Below are 17,327 nucleotides of genomic sequence, written 5' to 3' on the forward strand. Positions count from 1 at the left end.
AATTTTTAAAAAAGTGTAGGGGTTTATAAAAAACTTTTCGTCTATTCATGTGATAGACAAAAAAGAAAGGGGGAGAGAACGATTAGTGACACAGCTTTAATCGAAAAAGTGCTTGGCGGCAATGACTATGCCTTTCGCCTTTTGGTTGAGAAGTACCGCAATGATGTGTTCCGGACCGTCTTTGCTGTTCTTCGTGATCAGAAGGAAGCGGAAGATGCTGCCCAAGAAGTGTTTATGAAAATATATACGGCTCTCCCCCAATATGAGAATCAAGGCTTTAAAACGTGGATGACGCGCATTGCCGTGAATCATGCGATTGATATGAAGAGGAAACAGGCGAGAAGAAGAGAGGAAGTTGTCGATGGCCTCGAGCAGCAAGCATTGGGAACACCGAAGGATAGTGTTGAGAAAGAGATTATCGAGCTGGATCGGCGCAGGCTGGTTAGGCAAAAACTGAATGAAGTCCCTGAGAATTACCGCGAAGTGATCTACGGCTTTTACATAGCAGAGAAAAGCTATCAGCAAATGGCCGAGGAACAAAATGTCCAGGTGAAGACGATTGAAACGAAGCTGTACCGGGCTCGTCATTGGATGAAAAAGAATTGGAAGGAGGACGATTTTTCATGAAGCATTACTGTTATGAGGAATGGGTGCAATACGTAAAAAACGAAATGAATGACCAAAAACGTGAGCAGCTTGAAAATCACTTGTATACATGCGACCAATGCCTTGAGCAATATATACAAGCAATGGCGGCAAATGAAACATCACTTCCGATTCTATCAAATGAGAGCAGCTTTACAGATATGGTGATGTCTGAGGTCTCGAAACAAAAAGAGGCGGTGCCTGACACCATTCCTGGGGTACGAAAACCTACAAATAGGAAGAAACCTTTTTATCAGCAGGCGGCGTTTCACTATTTGCTGGCGGCGGCTGCAACGCTGTTATTGACATTCTCAGGTGCTTTTCAATCGCTTGCATCATATGCGAAATCAATCGAAAGTCCGACGCAAGTTCAGGAAAAAAAGCCTTCAGTGACGGAAGGCGTTATTAATAAAACATTTGCATGGATGGACTCACTAGAAAAAAAGGAGGCAAATAAGAAATGAAAAGTTCAACGAAGGCACTAACATTATCCCTGTTTCCCGGCCTCGGTCATATATACTTCGGCAATATGTTTCGCGGGGTGATGTATTTACTATCGGTAATAGGTTTGGCGTTTGTAACTGTGATTTCCTTATTCGCGGGTAATCATAATGGGGAATTCGCGGTCCTAACCTTCATGGCCGGTATCCTCATCTATTTGATTAGTTTCATTGATATGGGCGTGCAGATTTCAAAACAAAAGAAGGCACTGACGGCAGCAAATCCCGACTACCTGACTTCAAAGGCAGGACAAGATTCAGAACGTTTTTATACGATTGTCCTATCCTTCATTCCGGGACTTGGTCATTTTCAACTTGGATTAATGAATCGGGGCTTAACGTTACTGGCCACATTTTTAGGGCTAGGTGTTATGGTCATCTTTATTACGGCACTATCAAGCCGCGGAGAATTTCTCGTCTTTTTAGCAGCGCTCCCGATTATCTGGGTGTACGGATTCTTTGATGCTGTGCAGCAGGTAAATAAAAAGCAGCGCGGTGAGGAGCTGGTTGACCGAACCATTTATGAGGATTTTGAATTACGCAGGGAAGACGGCAAAAAAAGTAAGGCCATTGCGACGTTCCTTTCGATTTTTCCAGGAGCGGGACATCTGTACCTTGGCTTACAGCGACGCGGCATTCAGTTAATGGCAGCATTCTTGTTTTCGGTTTATATCTTAGATGTATTACGACTTGGGATCTTCTTGTTTCTTATCCCGATTATCTGGTTTTACAGCTTTTTTGACGCGATGCAAAAGGTGTCAAGGTATGGGGAAGAAAAAGTGGAAGATATCCCAATCATTGCTTATTTCCTTAATCATCAAAAATGGGTCGGCATTGGGCTAATCCTACTGGGTGCCTACTATTTAGTAATGAACGTACTGCTCCCGGCATTTTCGCCGATATTAAGAAGATTAATTAATATCGACGTTATGTATTGGGTTCAAGGGTACTTCCAAACTGGACTTGTCTGTCTCCTGTTGATTGGCGGGGGGATCAAGCTTTTATCCGGAAGCAAACAAAAGAAGGAGGCTGGGAATCATGAATAAGTGGGGAAAAGCAATAGCAGGACTGGCCTTAATCGGAGCCGGAATTGGGTTTATGCTCCGAAAAAGAAAGGGGGCTGAAAAAATATGAGAACATGGCGAGTGGGTACGTTTTCGATGGGAGCCTCGCTCTTATTCCTTGGCCTCTTCCTTTTTTTCTCAAAGTTTCTCGGATTAGATCTTGTTCAGGTAATGACGGCATGGTGGCCGCTTTTATTGGTAGTCCTTGGGATTGAGATTTTGCTCTATATATTTTTATCCAGACAGGAAAAGCCGGTGTTAAAATATGACTTTCTCAGCATCTTTTTTGTCGCGGTGCTTGGGACTGCAGGAATTTTGTTTGCGATATTTAGTACCACAGGAATTATGGGCAAAGTGGAAGATGTCATGGCCAGAGAAGAGCGCTCGTTCGAACTGCCTGCTTTCGCTTATAAAACCAATGATAGCATCACACGGGTCGTAGTAAGAACGGTTGGCTATGATATGACGATTGAAGCGACGGAGGAAAAAGAGGTTTCGATGTTCGGAACGTACCGGATGCAGACGGCGAAAAAAGCGGGGCTGCTTAAAAGCGCAGATGATATTATTGCTGCCCAACAAAAGGGTGATACGCTTTATCTGAATGTAAAGACGCTGCCGAATGAGATTGGGCCGTTTTATTCGCATGGTGAAGTGGCGGCAACTATCCTCATTCCAAAAGATGTCAAGCTTGAAGTCATTGGCAATGATAACTCACTAACCTTGAAACCACGGATGCTGGCAAATGATTGGAGTATCGAAAGTACCTCCTCGATTGCCGTAGATGTCGCATCGGGTAGTAATTTAAAGGTGGCTGCGGTTGATGTCCAAGATGTAAGAGGGAAGGATGGCGACTGGAAGGTAACGGAGAAAGTAAGTTCCGAGGGTGATGATCAATCGAGGGCAAAAAATGCGGTGTATCAATCCGGTGAAGGTAAATATCGGATTAATATTGCCGATGCTTATTCAGTGAGCCTGAATACGATCGAATAATCACACCTAGCACATAAGAGTAAGCTTCGGAGGCGGAACGCGCGCTTCCGCTTTTTATTTTTTGCAAAAATAATAAAAAGAGTTATTATAGGTAATGGACTTTTTACTTGCAAGAAGTTTGGAAAAGTGGCGGAGGGCCGCAAAAGCGAAATTCTTTATCTTAGTTTAGTTATTAATATACATTTTTAGGAAACGAATGAAGTGAAACCTTGCTCTGCTCACACCGCCTTTATTGGCAGGAATGACTCTTGAATAATTTCCAATGGTAAATGGTGGAGTGGAACCGCTATCTAAGATTTGTAAGCAAGGATGATAATTGGTAGAATATAGAACTGACGGAGCCAATTGTTATTTCAAAAAATAGGATGATGAAATGATGAAAAGAGCAAGACTGATTTACAACCCTACCTCAGGGCGTGAACTGATTAAGCGCCATCTTCCGGAAATTCTTCAAAAACTAGAAGCAGCCGGATATGAAGCATCTACTCACGCTACGATTGGTGCAGGAGATGCAACGAAGGCAGCACGGATTGCTGTCAAACGTAAATATGATATCGTCATTGCAGCAGGCGGAGATGGAACGATTCACGAAGTGGTGAATGGCCTCGCGGATCAGGATTATCGCCCGAAACTAGGTATTATTCCGACTGGTACAACCAATGACTTTGCCCGTGCCTTGCACATTCCTAGGGACGTCAATACTGCAGTGGATATTATCACTAAAGGGGAAATGATCCCCGTCGATATTGGACGCATCAATGATAAATATTTTATTAATATTGCGGGCGGCGGCAGAATCACCGAACTTACCTACGAGGTGCCTAGCAAATTAAAAACGATGCTCGGCCAGCTTGCCTACTATCTAAAAGGCATGGAAATGCTGCCATCCATAAAGGCATCACACCTAAGAATCGAGTATGATGGCAAGCTATTTGAAGGCGAAGCGATGATGTTTCTTGTCGGCCTGACCAATTCAATTGGCGGGTTTGAAAGGCTGGCGCCTGATGCCTCGATAAATGATGGCTTATTTTCGCTGTTAATCTTGAAAAAGGTAAATCTTGCTGAATTTGTCCGAATTGCGACGTTAGCAGTCCGCGGTGAACACGTGAATGATCAGAATGTGGTTTACACGCAGGCGAACCGCATTAAAGTTTATTCCAGTGAAAAGGTGCAGTTGAATCTAGATGGTGAATTCGGCGGCTTATTGCCAGCAGAGTTTGAAAATCTATACCGTCATTTAGAGGTATTTGTCCCGCTTGCTGACATACGTCCAAATGACCGGCCAACAAATTGGCAATCAGGAAAAAAATATAGTTAAGAAGAAGTTCGTTCCTATGGAGCGGGCTTTTTTTTAAGGCTGTGTTAAAGAATATTGTTGATTTTGATCACAATGTTGATTGGAGTGGAAGGCGCGAGACTCCTGCGGGAGCAGCGGGACAGGTGAGACCCCGCAGGCGCTTTAGCGCCGAGGAGGCTCACCGCCCGCCCCGCGGAAAGCGAAGCGCCTGGAACGGAAATCAACATTCACTTTTAACACAGCCTTTTTTAAAAAGAGGTTTTGCTTTAAGAGTTAACGAATAATATATATAATGAATTAAAGACATCAGTCAAGACAGTAAAGGAGTGAAGGGGTAATGGTAAACAAGGCATTAATCAATATCGATTATACGTATGACTTTGTGGCGGATGCCGGGGCGTTAACATGTGGTAAGCCGGGGCAGGCGATTGAAGGGGAAATCGCCAAACTGACAAAAGGATTTATTGAGAATGGCGATTATGTTGTTTTTGCCATCGATGTTCATGACAAAGGCGATGAATATCATCCAGAAACGAAGCTGTTCCCGCCGCATAATCTTCGCAACACCGCTGGAAGAGACCTGTTTGGCATATTACAACAGGTTTATGCTGAAAATAAGCACCGTGAAAATGTGGCTTATCTTGATAAAACAAGATACTCCGCATTTGCCGGAACAGACCTTGAAATCAAATTACGTGAGCGGGGCATTACCGAGGTTCACCTTGTTGGTGTCTGCACCGATATTTGTGTTCTGCATACAGCAGTTGATGCGTATAATAAAGGCTTTAAAATTGTTGTCTATAAGGATGCTGTTGCATCATTTAATTCGGCAGGTCATGAATGGGCCCTCGGACATTTTGAACAATCGCTCGGGGCTATGGTTATATAGTTTTTTTAATGGTATTATTATTTGTAATGGTGAAAAGCTGTAATAGTACTCCGGAGGGCGATTATGAAACACATTTATCATGATGATAGTTTAACTTTGCATACGGATCTATATCAGATCAATATGGCAGAGACATATTGGAGAGATGGAATACATAATAAACGCGCGGTCTTCGAATTATTTTTCCGCAAGCTTCCTTTTGGCAATGGCTATGCTGTTTTTGCTGGCCTAGAAAAGGTCATTCAGTTTATTCAAGGCTTCCGTTTTAGTGAAGAAGACCTTGAGTATTTGAAAAATGAAGTAGGCTATAAGGAAGATTTTTTAGCCTACCTTAAAGAATTACGGTTCACTGGATCGATTCGTTCGATGAAAGAGGGCGAGCTCGTTTTTGGCAATGAGCCGATTATACGGGTTGATGCACCCTTGGCAGAGGCGCAGTTAATTGAAACAGCTTTGCTCAACATTGTGAATTATCAAACATTAATTGCGACAAAGGCGTCACGCATCAAGCAAGTAGTTGGCAATGAAGTGGCGATGGAGTTTGGGACAAGACGGGCTCAAGAAATGGACGCTGCTATTTGGGGTACGAGAGCTGCATATCTTGCTGGCTTTGAAGCAACAAGCAATGTAAGGGCAGGTAAAATGTTTGGCATTCCTGTTGCGGGAACCCATGCGCATTCGATGGTCCAAGCCTATAAAGATGAATACACTGCTTTTCATAAATATGCGGAATCACATAAAGACTGCGTCTTTTTAGTTGATACGTATGATACTCTCCGCCTCGGCGTGCCAAATGCCATTAAAGTGGCGAAGGAACTGGGAGATAAGATTAATTTTATCGGAATTCGTCTTGACAGCGGCGACCTTGCTTATCTTTCGAAGGAAGCGCGAAAATTGCTGGATGAAGCCGGTTTTACAGAGGCAAAAATTTATGCCTCAAGCGATTTGGATGAGCACACGATTATCAACTTAAAAGCACAGGGAGCCAAAATCGATAGCTGGGGTATCGGCACGAAGCTGATTACTGCTTTTGACCAAGCTGCCCTTGGTGCTGTTTATAAAATTGTCACGATTGAAGAAAAGGACGGCCATATGGAGGATACGATTAAAATTTCCTCTAATCCGGATAAAGTGACGACTCCGGGGATGAAAAAGGTGTACCGGATTATCAATAATACTAACCACCATGCGGAAGGTGATTACATTGCGCTTGAGGATGAAAAACTCCCGGAAAAGCGGTTAAGAATGTTCCACCCAACCCATACCTACATTAACAAGGTGGTTACAAACTTTACGGCAAAAGAGCTTCATGAGGATATTTTTACTGGCGGAGAGCTCGTTTATGAAATTCCTTGCTTAGAAGAGTCCCGCGAGTATCTAAAGCAAAATCTCGATGCATTATGGGACGAGTACAAGCGGCTCATGAATCCTGAAGATTACCCTCTTGACCTGAGCCAAAAATGCTGGGATAACAAGATGAAAAACATTCAAGAAGTGAAAGAGAAAGTTGCGGCAATGAAGGAATAAGTCAAAAAAGAAGCAGATGTCAAAAGGTTGTTTAACAACCTTTTGGCGTCTGCTTTTTTCTATTATTTTTGCTTAAAGAAATCCATAAAGGCATGGAATATTTCGATGCCTTGGTACGTTAGCATGCCTGCTGCTGATAACGAAAAGAAACCAATGATCACAAAGCGGACCCACATATTAACTTCCTCCCTTATATTTAGTTTTCTAAATATTCGAGAGGGAGGATCACGTAATTCGATTGATGAAAAATGGGGATAAGAAAAATATGTTTTCTGTCAAACTTTGAAGATAAATTTATGAGTGGAATCACTGTTGTTAGTAGGACCAATGTAAGTCCGAAGAGGATCTGCAGGTCGATTAGCTGTTTTTTCTCATCGTCCGATTGCGACTTCGCTACCGAATCATCAAGGTTGATGATTGCTTTAATTTCAGGATGTGAGCGCGGAATCGTGTTTGAAAAGTGTAAAAAGTTAAAAGCTAGGAAGGCAAGGAGTAATGGAATGGAAAGGGACATTAACTTCTTTATAGGTATCCACTCCTTCCAATGAGATAGTTTTAATGATATACACTTTTATTATATTTGAAAACATAAATAATCTGACAATTTTCTTGCCTTTTGCTGAAAAAAGGGCTGGTGGGACACAGAGGGCAGCGTTATTGGTATTTACAACATATGGAAATAACGGTATTATTATGTTATGCGATATATCGTAAGGCATAATATTGGTTGAAAATAGAAGGTGATAAAAAGTGGCAAATAACCAAAGGGCTCCAATGACTGAGGCAATGTATTATGTGCTGCTTGCTTTATATAATCCACTGCATGGATATGCAGTTATGGATGAGGTTAAAAAAGTTTCTAACGGACGAATTATCATGGGCCCAGGAACTCTCTATGGTATTTTGAAACGAATGCAGCAGGAAAACTTTATTGTTTTAGATGAATTAGATGGAAGAAGAAAAATCTATCACATTACCGAAAATGGCAGGGAAGCTTTAAAGCATGAGCATCAAAGACTTACTTGTATGGTAGACGATGGAAAATCCTTACTTGGAAACGGAGATTCTAATGAAAAATAAGGTGAAAAGGAAAATGCTGTGGCTAGATGCCTGGGATATTGAGGAACAAGAGGCATGGTTTTCTCATATGTCTTTACAAGGGTGGAAACTTATTGGAATTAGCAAATGGATGGCGGAATTTGAAAAATGCGAACCTCAAAAAGTGAACTATCGTTGTGATGTATTCAAATTAAATGACAAGCCCGAGAATAATAGGATTGAATTTTACAAACAATCAGGCTGGGAGCATGTAGCCACACGTGGATTCATCCAAGTATTCAGAGACATGAAAGGGGACAATTCGCTGGAGATTCATACGGATCCCATCGAACAAGCTGCAACATTATCGATTCTAAAAAAAGACATAACGAAAAGAGGGATACTTACTCTCCTGTTATTTGTTATTACCCTGATGTTAATTATTGGAACAAATCAGATTGACCCTGAAGGCAATTATCTAAATGATAAGTTCATAGAGACAATCGTGTTGATAATCGCATATATGTCCATTAGTATCACGATGGTCAATGGGATGATTCATATGTCTAAATTGATGAAAGAGTTAAAGTCGGGCAGCCTGCTTGAACATGAAAAGAACTATCATAGAAAAATCAAACGCAATAAAGTAGTTGGAATAACTGTTATTTTCATTCTTTCCCTTTGGGTGCTAACCGTTTTTTTAAATTTGATGAATTCATTGCAGGAAGATAGGTTTCCGGCAATCCCAAAGAAGGAACTACCTATTGTGCAAATGTCCGATCTTATCGATGAGTTTACCTATATCGATGAGAAAAGGTTAAACTATTTTAAAGAGAATTCAAGTATCCTAGTCCCTAAGCAATACGAATTGGAGCAAAATGTGGAAGTTCCGGGCGAAACTTGGGAAGACAACAGTGGTACATATAGCCCATCGATTTCGTCTTTTGGATATGAAGTAAGAAGTGAATGGTTAGCTAGACGGTTTGTACAAGATTTAAAAGAAAAATACACCTATTATTCAGAGAATTATGTGAAGGTACCAGAAAGTAAATTTGATGAATTGTGGCTTAGCCAAGGGAATTTTAATGCAGCTTTTATTGCAAGAAAACATAACAAAGTTTATCGTGTTTTATATTATGGGAAGGGCTCAATTGATGAAATAATCGAACGGACATTAGCTAAGGCAGAACGATAAAACAACACGAAAGGATTATTTTTTCATGTTAACAAATCGTTAAGGTGCGTTAATTTTTCAATAATAAAGGTTTTCACTTGGAAAAATAGAATTAAAGAAGGATAGGGGATGGAGGGGATCACATGTTTAACAATTGGAAAAAAGTGATTGAGGAAGAACTATCAGGCAGGCAAGCCTTTCGATATGCAGATCGAATAGCTCAATACCATCGAATTCAAGCATCACCGGGATATCGACAAGCTGCCTATGAGGTCATTCAGCTATTGAAAAGAGATGGCGTGAATGCGGAACTTGTATCTTATCCAGCGCGATTCGGAGAGCGATTCTTATCACATTTCTCTTTTCAGGAATGGAAATGTGAAGGAGCGGAACTTTGGATTGAAGCCCCGTTTCGAAAACGAATTGCCCGATTTAATGAGGAAGAAATCTCCGTCATTCAAAGGAGTATTTCAACACCGGAAGACGGAATTGAGGCTGAATTGGTTGTCATCGAAAATGCGGAAGAAGAAAGCAGTTATGAGGGGCTTAATCTTAAGGGGAAAATGGCACTAGTAAGAGGAAATGTTTCTATCATTCATGCGTTAGCAGTCGAGAAATATAAATGTGCAGGTCTTATTTTTGATAATCTTACAGAATACAAACCAATCCGCACCCGGATGGATTTACCGGATACAAGACAATATACATCATTTTGGTGGAACGATGAAGAGGAAGTGAAATCCTTTGGTTTTGTAGTTTCGCCAAGGATCGGGGAAGAGCTTAGAAGTCTTGCGAAAAAACAACCTGTCCAATTAAAAGCCTTTGTGAAAGCTGATTTGGAAGATGGGCAATTTGAAAATATAGAATATCTTATTCCTGGTAAAAATGAGAAGGAAATCTTACTTGTCAGTCATCTATGTCACCCCTATCCCGGAGGGCAAGACAATGCTTCCGGACCAGGTACATTAATGGAAGTGATGCGAACGTTAACCCGATTAATAAAGGTAGGGAAATTACCTAAACCAGAGCTTGGAATCAGATTTTTAATGATGCCTGAAATGACGGGAACGTGTGCTTATTTTCACCAGCATCCTGAGCGAATTCCTCTTACAGTAGCAGCTTTGAATTTAGATATGGTAGGGGCTGACCAAACGAAAGGCGGCGGTCCTTTATGTATTGAACAACCACCTATGGCCCTGCCGACATTTGTTGATAGCTTTGCTTATAAATTAGTTGAAGAGATTGCTAACAATACATCGAATTTTACAGGCACAACTGAATATAGCACGGTGCACTATGTGAAGACGCGTTTTTCGGGGGGAAGCGATCATTATATTATTTCGGATCCTGCGATTGGGATTCCATGCCCAATGGTCATTCAATGGCCTGATAAACATTACCATACAACAGATGACTCTACTAAAAATCTCGATGAGAACATGATGAAGCTTGTGGGAACAGTAACTGCTTTATATGGTTACGGTTTGGCAAATGGAGAAGAGTCGGATTGGCTTTCCTATACAATGCACCATTTGGGAACAGTCGGTACTCATCTTAGTCATGCAAAAGAATGGCTATTAAAAAGAAATCTACCTGAGGAGCAATTTAGAAATGCCTTTTCCCTCTATATAAAATATGAAGAGGGATCCTTATCACAATTAGATTCATACGCTAACCTTCGAAATTTTAAGAGTTTACAAGAGGCTATCGGACAAATGAAGGGGCTGATTCTTAAGCAGGCTGAGATTGTTTCGAAAATTGCCAATAATGAGTTTCAGCCAATACTGGCAAATCAGGATGTGTCACAAGATTGGATGAATGCCATTTACCGGAGAAATTATAAAGCCCCGATTCGTTTGGCGGATGAAATTAAACAGTTATCATTGCAAGAGAGGTATCATTGGTTAAAAGAAATGGAGCAGAACGTACCACTTGGATATGCTGACTTCCTTTTTTATTGGATGGATGGTCAGCGAACGGTGAAAGAACTACTTTACCTGACGAAATATGAAACAGGATATTTTTTTCCAGAGTATGCAAAAGAACTGCTGCAACTTTGTTTAACTTTAAATATAATAAGCGGGGAGATAGAGACAGGCTCCGTGTCGCAATATCATTCTTAAGATGTAACTGGGACACCGTGCCTATCCCCCTGTCCGAAAAAGAAGGAATAACAGGGCCGTGTCTAGAATAAGAATAGGTGGATTTGATTGGAGTGATAAGTATGTTAACAAAGGTAGAATTAAATGAAATAAAGGCTCTTCAGCAGGTCTGTGAGAACGAGGGCGGATTTGAGCTGAAGCTGAATTTTGAGATGCTTGAAAACCGGGAGGAAAATAAAACAGAAGACTTCTTCCATTATGAAGATGGGCGGCTTGTGGGTTTTCTCGGAAGCTATGGCTTTGGCAATAAGGTCGAGCTTTGTGGAATGGTCCACCCGGAATACCGAAGAAGAGGAATATTTTCTAGACTGCTGGAAATGGGACTCGAGGAGGCGAAGAATCAAAATATCGAGACGATTTTGTTAAACGCGCCAACAGACTCAAAGACGGCAAAGGAATTTTTAAAAACGATTCCGTGTACCTTTTCTGTTGCAGAATATCAAATGAAATGGCAGAAAACAGAATTGACTGAGGATCCTGCAATTACGCTTAGACCATCTATATCAACTGATGATCGGGAAGCGGAAATTCAACTGGAAGTCTCAGGCTTTGGTTTTAGTGAGGAAGAAGCGCGTGAGTATCATCAGACGATCAGAGACAACAGTGGTGATCAACGATTCATTATTGAAGCAAATAGAAAAACGGCCGGGAAAATGCGCGTTTCCGAAACGAATGGCGAAGCATGGATTTATGGTTTTGCTATTTTCCCCGAACTCCGCGGGAAAGGGATCGGGAGAAAGGCTTTATCAAAAGTGGTAAAAATGGCGGATCAAAAGGGATTGCCTATTTTTCTCGAGGTAGAGGCCAAAAATGCCCATGCACTGGGACTCTACGAATCATGCGGATTTAGAAGCTATCATTCCCAAGATTATTACGAATATCTTAAATAGACCAAGTGAGGAACCGTTCATGTATTATGGTATGAACGGTTCCTTTTTGCCTCTTTATTACCTCGACAAATTCCTACAAACTTAAGGGGTTTCCTTTCACCTTCTTTTTGATCAATATAGTAGAATTGGAATTCTTTAACTCGATAATCCTCTTTCGCAAAATCCTGTCATTTCTTATAATGAGTAAAGGGCATGAGTGTTTTGACTAGATTCTAATGAAAACGTTTGAGTATGGTCAGTAAAGGAGGGGAAAAATGCTCAATTTAGCTCCATTAATGCTCGAGAAGGTTGGAATTATTGTCATTGTTGCTTTTTTGCTAGCGCAGATGCGCTCGTTTCGTCAAGTTATTCAAAATAAGCACAGCACAAATGAAAAAGTTATGCTTATTTTACTTTTTGGTACCTTTGGAATCATTAGTAATTATACGGGAATTGAAGTCCATCATCATACTATCGGCAGGGCTGAGTGGCTTTCTGAAATGGACCAGGAGAGTGCACTTGCCAATACTAGAGTAATGGGGATTGTGATTGGCGGTCTGCTAGGGGGACCTGCCGTTGGCATTGGTGCTGGGCTCATTGCCGGCATCCATCGTTACACACTTGGCGGCTTCACTGCTCTTTCTTGTGCCCTTTCTACCATTCTAGCTGGTATTGTGGCTGGATACTTTGGAAAAAAGCGAAAACAAAAGGGAAAACAAATTACCCCAGCGTTTACAGTCATAATGGGAATGGTCTTGGAAGCGGTTCAAATGTTAATTATTCTAGTTACCGCAAAACCCTTTAGCCATGCCTGGGAACTCGTTCAGCTCATTGGTTTTCCAATGATTTTCGGCAATGGTTTAGGGACATTGCTGTTTATGCTTATTATTCAAATCATGAAACGGGACGAAGAACGTGCTCGCGCAAATCAAACAAACCAAGCCTTTCTGATTGCGGATCAAACCTTGCCATACTTCCGTCAAGGTCTAACCATTCACTCATGTAAGGAAATCTCCGAGATTATGCTAGAACTTACGAATGCCGACGCAGTATCGATAACCGATGATCAACAAGTTTTAGCACATGTTGGCGCTGCCTCTGATCACCATGTCCCTAATACTAAGCCTGAGACGGGCTTGACGAAAAGGGTACTCGATAGCGGGAAAATTTCAATTGCAAGAACGAAGCAGGAAATCTCCTGTATTCATAGTCAATGCCCGTTAGAAGCTGCGATTGTCCTGCCATTAAAGGTTAAAAAGAAAATTGTTGGTACATTCAAAATGTACTATACAGAGCCTGAAAAACTGGACAAGGTGCAGCAGGAATTGGCAGAAGGTCTGGCCAATCTTTTTTCGACGCAGCTTGAGCTTGCGGAGGCGGAAAGACAGACAAAGCTATTAAAGGATGCAGAGATTAAAGCCTTACAGGCACAGATTCATCCTCACTTTTTATTTAATAGTCTTAATACCATTTCAGCACTCTGCCGGACAGATGCAGATAAAGCACGTAAACTACTTTTGGAATTAAGCTCTTTTTTTCGTGGAAACCTTCAAGGTGCCAGGCAGATGCTGATCCCTTTGGAAAAAGAATTAGCAAATGTTAAGGCCTATTTATCATTAGAACAAACGCGTTTCCCTGACAAATATACCATTGATTTTCAAATAGAACCGGAACTCAAAAAGGTGCTGATTCCTCCGTTTATCTTGCAGCCTTTAGTTGAAAATGCCATCCATTATGGTTTTCCACGCAGTAAATCGCAAGGGCAAATTATCGTAACGATTTTTTCAAAAAAGAATCTGTTACAAATTATTGTAGCTGATAATGGAAAGGGAATACCTGAAGGTCAAATAGAAGTCCTCGGTCACCAGGTTGTCGATTCTAAAAAAGGAAATGGCACAGCAATTTTTAATATAAGTGAACGGCTAAAAGGAATCTACAATGGTCAGGCCAGTTTAACGTTAAAAAGCAAAGTCAATCGTGGAGCTACCATTACCATTTCCATTCCGCTCGACAGTAAAGGAGTGTTTGATCAAGATGTTGAAGGCTTATATATTGGATGATGAACCATTAGCGAGAGATGAATTAAAATACCTGCTGATTCGAAGTGAACAAGTGGATATTTTAGGAGAAGCTGATTGTGTCGAGGATGCAGTGGCTGCCATCATAGAGCTAAAACCAGATCTTGTTTTCTTGGATATTGAACTAGCTGAAGAGAATGGTTTGAGTTTAGCGAGGCAATTAGAACCACTTGAGCAAACTCCAGCGATTGTTTTTGCAACAGCTTATGATGAGTACGCTTTAGAGGCATTTGATTTAGATGCAGTTGATTATATTTTAAAGCCATTTGACGAAGAACGGATTCACAAAACCTTGGAAAAAATTAAGAAGATGCAAAATCTCGGGAAAAAGAATAACCTGATTCAATCGTCCGTGAAGCAGAACAATAATGGAAAAATAGCGGTCCTTGTTGATGAACGGATTGTATTACTAACCGTAGCAGATATTGTTTATTTAGAATCTAGTGAAGGTAAGTGTAACATTGTCACAATCGAACAAGCCTACAAAGTGGCTGAAGCTCTCGTTGTGTTGGAAAAAAAGGTGAATAACGCTAAATTTTTACGTGTTCATCGAAGTTTTATCGTGAACGTGGATCATATTGTCGAAATCGAACCATGGTTTAATTCTACTTATAATTTACATATGAGGGATGGCTCGCAGGTTCCCGTAAGTCGAACCTATGTAAAGTTATTAAAGCGGCAACTAGGTTTTTAGAAAATTTGCATTTCATTGATTGATTTTTGCAACTCACCCTTCTATTTCTGCATTTTATCTTGAAAACAAAGTAAATGCGCTTTCATTTTGTAAAATGGATAATGTAGAAACAATAGTAAGGGGGATTGGAGAAAAATGAATGCGATTACAATTGTTATTGCTTCAATATGTATCCTTTTAATTGTGTACCGTTTATATGGTACTTTCATGGCAGCAAAGGTTTTAAGGCTTAATGATTCAAAACCGACACCTGCTCAGAAGTTGGAAGATGGACGAGACTATGTTCCAACAAACAAATGGGTCGTTTTTGGCCATCATTTTGCGGCGATTGCAGCAGCAGGTCCGTTAGTTGGTCCGATTTTAGCAGCACAATTTGGATATTTGCCAGGCTTGATTTGGCTCCTAGTCGGTGCTGTTATTGGCGGCGCGGTTCACGATATGGTCGTTCTGTTTGCCTCTATGCGTAGAGATGGAAAATCTTTATCAGAAGTAGCGAAAGAAGAACTTGGACCTGTCGCAGGGTTCTGTACAGGACTAGCCATGCTATTTATTATCACGATTACGATGGCTGGATTATCAATGGTTGTTCTTGGTGCGCTTGAAAGAAACCCATGGGGAACATTTGCGGTAGGAATCACGATTCCAATTGCAATGGGGGTTGGTTTATATCATAAAAAGACCGGAAACTTAAAACTTGCTACGATTGTTGGCTTTGCATTAATCATGATCGCGATTATTTTAGGACCAAACATTCAAGGAACATGGTTGGGCGATCTATTAACCCTTGAGAAAAGTACATTAGCACTTATTCTTCCAATCTATGCTTTTTTTGCAGCAGCATTACCGGTTTGGTTATTGCTGGCACCACGCGATTTTTTAAGTACCTTTATGAAAATTGGCGTATTTGCTGCCTTAATAATTGGGGTATTCATTGTCAATCCAGATGTACAATTCCCAGCATTTACAGAATTTCTGAATGGCGGCGGTCCTGTTATCGCGGGTCCGGTTTGGCCATTTATCTCCATCACTATTGCATGTGGAGCGATTTCAGGTTTCCACGCATTCGTTGGCTCTGGTACAACACCGAAAATGGTTAATCGATGGAGCGATATAAAAGGTGTTGCTTTTGGTGCGATGCTTGTCGAATGTTTAGTAGCGATTATGGCATTAATTGCCGCTGTATCACTGCAACCCGGCGATTACTTTGCGATTAACTCATCACCAGAGAAATTTGCCACACTAGGAATGGAAACGGTTCACTTAGATGAACTTGGTAAAGAAGTTGGCATGGACCTTGAAGGAAGAACAGGTGGTGCCGTTACACTTGCGGTCGGGATGACATACATCTTCGCTGCTGTTCCGATTTTTGAAAAATTAGCTTCCTATTTCTATCAATTTGTTATTCTATTTGAAGCAGTCTTTATCTTAACTGCGATTGACTCAGGAACACGGGTTGCTCGTTACCTTATTCAAGATTTCTTAGGAGACTACATTAAACCGTTAAAACGGACAGATTCAATCGGCGCAAATATCTTTGCCAGTGCATTAGCCTGTTTCGTCTGGGGCTATCTTCTTTTCTCAGGTGACATTAGTTCCGTTTGGGCACTGTTCGGTGTATCCAATCAATTGATGGCATCAATCGGCCTCATTGTTGGAGCAACAGTTGTACTCAAGATTGCAGAAAAACGCTGGTACATGCTGACCTGTCTAATCCCGCTTGCTTACCTGTTTGTTACAGTCATGGTAGCTGGATATTGGATGGTGAAAAATGTCTACTTGAATGTAGCAAACCCTGGCTATAATGTATTAAATGGTATCCTTTCGATTATCATGCTGATCCTAGGCATCGTCATCATGGTTACTTCTATTGCTAAATGGATTAAGCTATGGAAAATACCACAAGATGTCTTAGTAAAGAATTCTGAACAGGAAGTCGCATAACATGACAGCACCCATTCATGTAAGAATGAATGGGTGCTGTTTTTCGATTTTAATGAAGTTTTGCGGAAATGGATTTTAAAAAGCTAAACCCGGATAATTTTAATTGGATTTTTTCCTTACTTCTAATATTTTTTTGTACATAGATGGAGAGATTATCGATTAAAATCTCATGATAATTGTTCAAAGTCTTTGGTTTTCCAGGCACAGCCACCAGTCCTTGCACCCCAGGAGCACAACAGGCTTTTACTTCCAACGTTTTTACTGTTAACTGATTTCCTTTAGATTCTATCCACTCTATTGATCCAGCATCTATTTCGATATTCAACCATCGTCCACTCCTTTATTTTCCAACATTTCAACTTATCTTGATTTTACTATACTTCTCATTTGAATGGGGTCAAAAAGCTTAAAACATAAAAAAGGGCATGTTTCGTAATCTCTACTAGAATGTGGTACAAT

17 protein-coding genes are annotated in these 17,327 nt (G+C 40.9%); 15 read left to right on the forward strand and 2 right to left on the reverse strand.

Translation table 11 applies throughout. The features are described 5' to 3' along the window. The first annotated feature begins 108 nt into the window (after positions 1 to 108). From ACIQCO_RS22755 to ACIQCO_RS22790, 8 genes are all read left to right on the forward strand, one after another. Complete coding sequence (locus ACIQCO_RS22755) at positions 109 to 627, forward strand: sigma-70 family RNA polymerase sigma factor (protein WP_400433098.1); 519 nt, start codon at positions 109 to 111, stop codon at positions 625 to 627. Further along, a complete protein-coding gene (locus ACIQCO_RS22760) occupies positions 624 to 1,109 on the forward strand; it encodes an anti-sigma factor (protein ID WP_400433101.1) in 486 nt (161 codons plus the stop codon). The genes ACIQCO_RS22755 and ACIQCO_RS22760 overlap by 4 nt, the downstream gene beginning before the upstream one ends. Next, the gene (locus ACIQCO_RS22765; protein ID WP_400433103.1) at positions 1,106 to 2,191 is read left to right on the forward strand and encodes a hypothetical protein; all 1,086 of its coding nucleotides are present in this window, start codon (positions 1,106 to 1,108) and stop codon (positions 2,189 to 2,191) included. The genes ACIQCO_RS22760 and ACIQCO_RS22765 overlap by 4 nt, the downstream gene beginning before the upstream one ends. After that, positions 2,184 to 2,279, forward strand: coding sequence for an LPXTG cell wall anchor domain-containing protein (locus ACIQCO_RS22770; RefSeq protein ID WP_387314448.1), 96 nt, complete (start codon positions 2,184 to 2,186; stop codon positions 2,277 to 2,279). The genes ACIQCO_RS22765 and ACIQCO_RS22770 overlap by 8 nt, the downstream gene beginning before the upstream one ends. After that, positions 2,276 to 3,199, forward strand: coding sequence for a hypothetical protein (locus ACIQCO_RS22775; protein ID WP_400433107.1), 924 nt, complete (start codon positions 2,276 to 2,278; stop codon positions 3,197 to 3,199). The genes ACIQCO_RS22770 and ACIQCO_RS22775 overlap by 4 nt, the downstream gene beginning before the upstream one ends. Positions 3,200 to 3,575: 376 nt before the next feature. Continuing rightward, entirely contained in the window at positions 3,576 to 4,517 is a 942-nt protein-coding gene (locus ACIQCO_RS22780; protein WP_400433109.1) for a diacylglycerol kinase, read from the forward strand. A 316-nt stretch (positions 4,518 to 4,833) separates the two neighbouring features. Further along, positions 4,834 to 5,385 carry a cysteine hydrolase family protein gene (locus ACIQCO_RS22785; RefSeq protein WP_400433112.1) on the forward strand — a complete coding sequence of 184 codons (552 nt, stop codon included), beginning with the start codon at positions 4,834 to 4,836 and terminating at the stop codon, positions 5,383 to 5,385. Between the two features lie 63 nt (positions 5,386 to 5,448). Further along, positions 5,449 to 6,912 carry a nicotinate phosphoribosyltransferase gene (locus ACIQCO_RS22790; RefSeq protein WP_400433115.1) on the forward strand — a complete coding sequence of 488 codons (1,464 nt, stop codon included), beginning with the start codon at positions 5,449 to 5,451 and terminating at the stop codon, positions 6,910 to 6,912. 196 nt (positions 6,913 to 7,108) lie between these two features. On the opposite strand, the gene ACIQCO_RS22795 is transcribed toward ACIQCO_RS22790, so the two are convergent. Continuing rightward, a complete protein-coding gene (locus tag ACIQCO_RS22795; RefSeq protein WP_400433118.1) occupies positions 7,109 to 7,426 on the reverse strand; it encodes a hypothetical protein in 318 nt (105 codons plus the stop codon). 236 nt (positions 7,427 to 7,662) lie between these two features. On the opposite strand from ACIQCO_RS22795, the gene ACIQCO_RS22800 reads away from it, so the two are divergent. The 7 genes from ACIQCO_RS22800 (at position 7,663) to ACIQCO_RS22830 (ending at position 16,868) form a co-directional block, all read left to right on the forward strand. Then, positions 7,663 to 7,992: a PadR family transcriptional regulator gene (locus tag ACIQCO_RS22800; protein ID WP_400433121.1), complete on the forward strand. Its 330-nt coding sequence runs from the start codon at positions 7,663 to 7,665 to the stop codon at positions 7,990 to 7,992. After that, on the forward strand, positions 7,982 to 9,145 hold the full coding sequence (locus tag ACIQCO_RS22805; RefSeq protein WP_400433124.1) for a DUF2812 domain-containing protein: 1,164 nt from the start codon (positions 7,982 to 7,984) through the stop codon (positions 9,143 to 9,145). Before ACIQCO_RS22800 ends, ACIQCO_RS22805 begins: the two co-directional genes overlap by 11 nt. Before the next feature lie 122 nt (positions 9,146 to 9,267). Next, complete coding sequence (locus tag ACIQCO_RS22810; protein WP_400433127.1) at positions 9,268 to 11,247, forward strand: DUF4910 domain-containing protein; 1,980 nt, start codon at positions 9,268 to 9,270, stop codon at positions 11,245 to 11,247. 101 nt (positions 11,248 to 11,348) lie between these two features. Further along, positions 11,349 to 12,176: a GNAT family N-acetyltransferase gene (locus tag ACIQCO_RS22815; protein ID WP_400433130.1), complete on the forward strand. Its 828-nt coding sequence runs from the start codon at positions 11,349 to 11,351 to the stop codon at positions 12,174 to 12,176. 254 nt (positions 12,177 to 12,430) lie between these two features. Then, positions 12,431 to 14,215: a LytS/YhcK type 5TM receptor domain-containing protein gene (locus ACIQCO_RS22820; protein ID WP_400433133.1), complete on the forward strand. Its 1,785-nt coding sequence runs from the start codon at positions 12,431 to 12,433 to the stop codon at positions 14,213 to 14,215. Then, positions 14,190 to 14,927, forward strand: a complete 738-nt coding sequence (locus tag ACIQCO_RS22825; RefSeq protein ID WP_400433136.1) for a LytR/AlgR family response regulator transcription factor — start codon at positions 14,190 to 14,192, stop codon at positions 14,925 to 14,927. The genes ACIQCO_RS22820 and ACIQCO_RS22825 overlap by 26 nt, the downstream gene beginning before the upstream one ends. A 135-nt stretch (positions 14,928 to 15,062) precedes the next feature. Next, entirely contained in the window at positions 15,063 to 16,868 is a 1,806-nt protein-coding gene (locus ACIQCO_RS22830) for a carbon starvation CstA family protein (protein ID WP_400433139.1), read from the forward strand. 49 nt (positions 16,869 to 16,917) lie between these two features. Here ACIQCO_RS22830 and ACIQCO_RS22835 read toward each other — a convergent pair whose 3' ends face one another. Continuing rightward, positions 16,918 to 17,193, reverse strand: coding sequence for a CC/Se motif family (seleno)protein (locus tag ACIQCO_RS22835; protein WP_400433142.1), 276 nt, complete (start codon positions 17,191 to 17,193; stop codon positions 16,918 to 16,920). Positions 17,194 to 17,327: the final 134 nt, after the last annotated feature.

This window comes from Neobacillus sp. NPDC093127 (assembly GCF_044754175.1).
Classification (GTDB): Bacteria; Bacillota; Bacilli; order Bacillales; family Cytobacillaceae; genus Neobacillus.

Excerpts from the sequence above, each read along its gene's own strand:
- ACIQCO_RS22760 (WP_400433101.1), top strand. The coding sequence starts at position 624 with ATGAAGCATTACTGTTATGAGGAATGGGTGCAATACGTAAAAAACGAA.
- ACIQCO_RS22765 (WP_400433103.1), top strand. The coding sequence starts at position 1,106 with ATGAAAAGTTCAACGAAGGCACTAACATTATCCCTGTTTCCCGGCCTC.
- ACIQCO_RS22770 (WP_387314448.1), top strand. The coding sequence starts at position 2,184 with ATGAATAAGTGGGGAAAAGCAATAGCAGGACTGGCCTTAATCGGAGCC.
- ACIQCO_RS22775 (WP_400433107.1), top strand. The coding sequence starts at position 2,276 with ATGAGAACATGGCGAGTGGGTACGTTTTCGATGGGAGCCTCGCTCTTA.
- ACIQCO_RS22780 (WP_400433109.1), top strand. The coding sequence starts at position 3,576 with ATGAAAAGAGCAAGACTGATTTACAACCCTACCTCAGGGCGTGAACTG.
- ACIQCO_RS22785 (WP_400433112.1), top strand. The coding sequence starts at position 4,834 with ATGGTAAACAAGGCATTAATCAATATCGATTATACGTATGACTTTGTG.
- ACIQCO_RS22790 (WP_400433115.1), top strand. The coding sequence starts at position 5,449 with ATGAAACACATTTATCATGATGATAGTTTAACTTTGCATACGGATCTA.
- ACIQCO_RS22795 (WP_400433118.1), bottom strand. The coding sequence starts at position 7,426 with ATGTCCCTTTCCATTCCATTACTCCTTGCCTTCCTAGCTTTTAACTTT.
- ACIQCO_RS22805 (WP_400433124.1), top strand. The coding sequence starts at position 7,982 with ATGAAAAATAAGGTGAAAAGGAAAATGCTGTGGCTAGATGCCTGGGAT.
- ACIQCO_RS22810 (WP_400433127.1), top strand. The coding sequence starts at position 9,268 with ATGTTTAACAATTGGAAAAAAGTGATTGAGGAAGAACTATCAGGCAGG.
- ACIQCO_RS22815 (WP_400433130.1), top strand. The coding sequence starts at position 11,349 with ATGTTAACAAAGGTAGAATTAAATGAAATAAAGGCTCTTCAGCAGGTC.
- ACIQCO_RS22820 (WP_400433133.1), top strand. The coding sequence starts at position 12,431 with ATGCTCAATTTAGCTCCATTAATGCTCGAGAAGGTTGGAATTATTGTC.
- ACIQCO_RS22825 (WP_400433136.1), top strand. The coding sequence starts at position 14,190 with ATGTTGAAGGCTTATATATTGGATGATGAACCATTAGCGAGAGATGAA.
- ACIQCO_RS22830 (WP_400433139.1), top strand. The coding sequence starts at position 15,063 with ATGAATGCGATTACAATTGTTATTGCTTCAATATGTATCCTTTTAATT.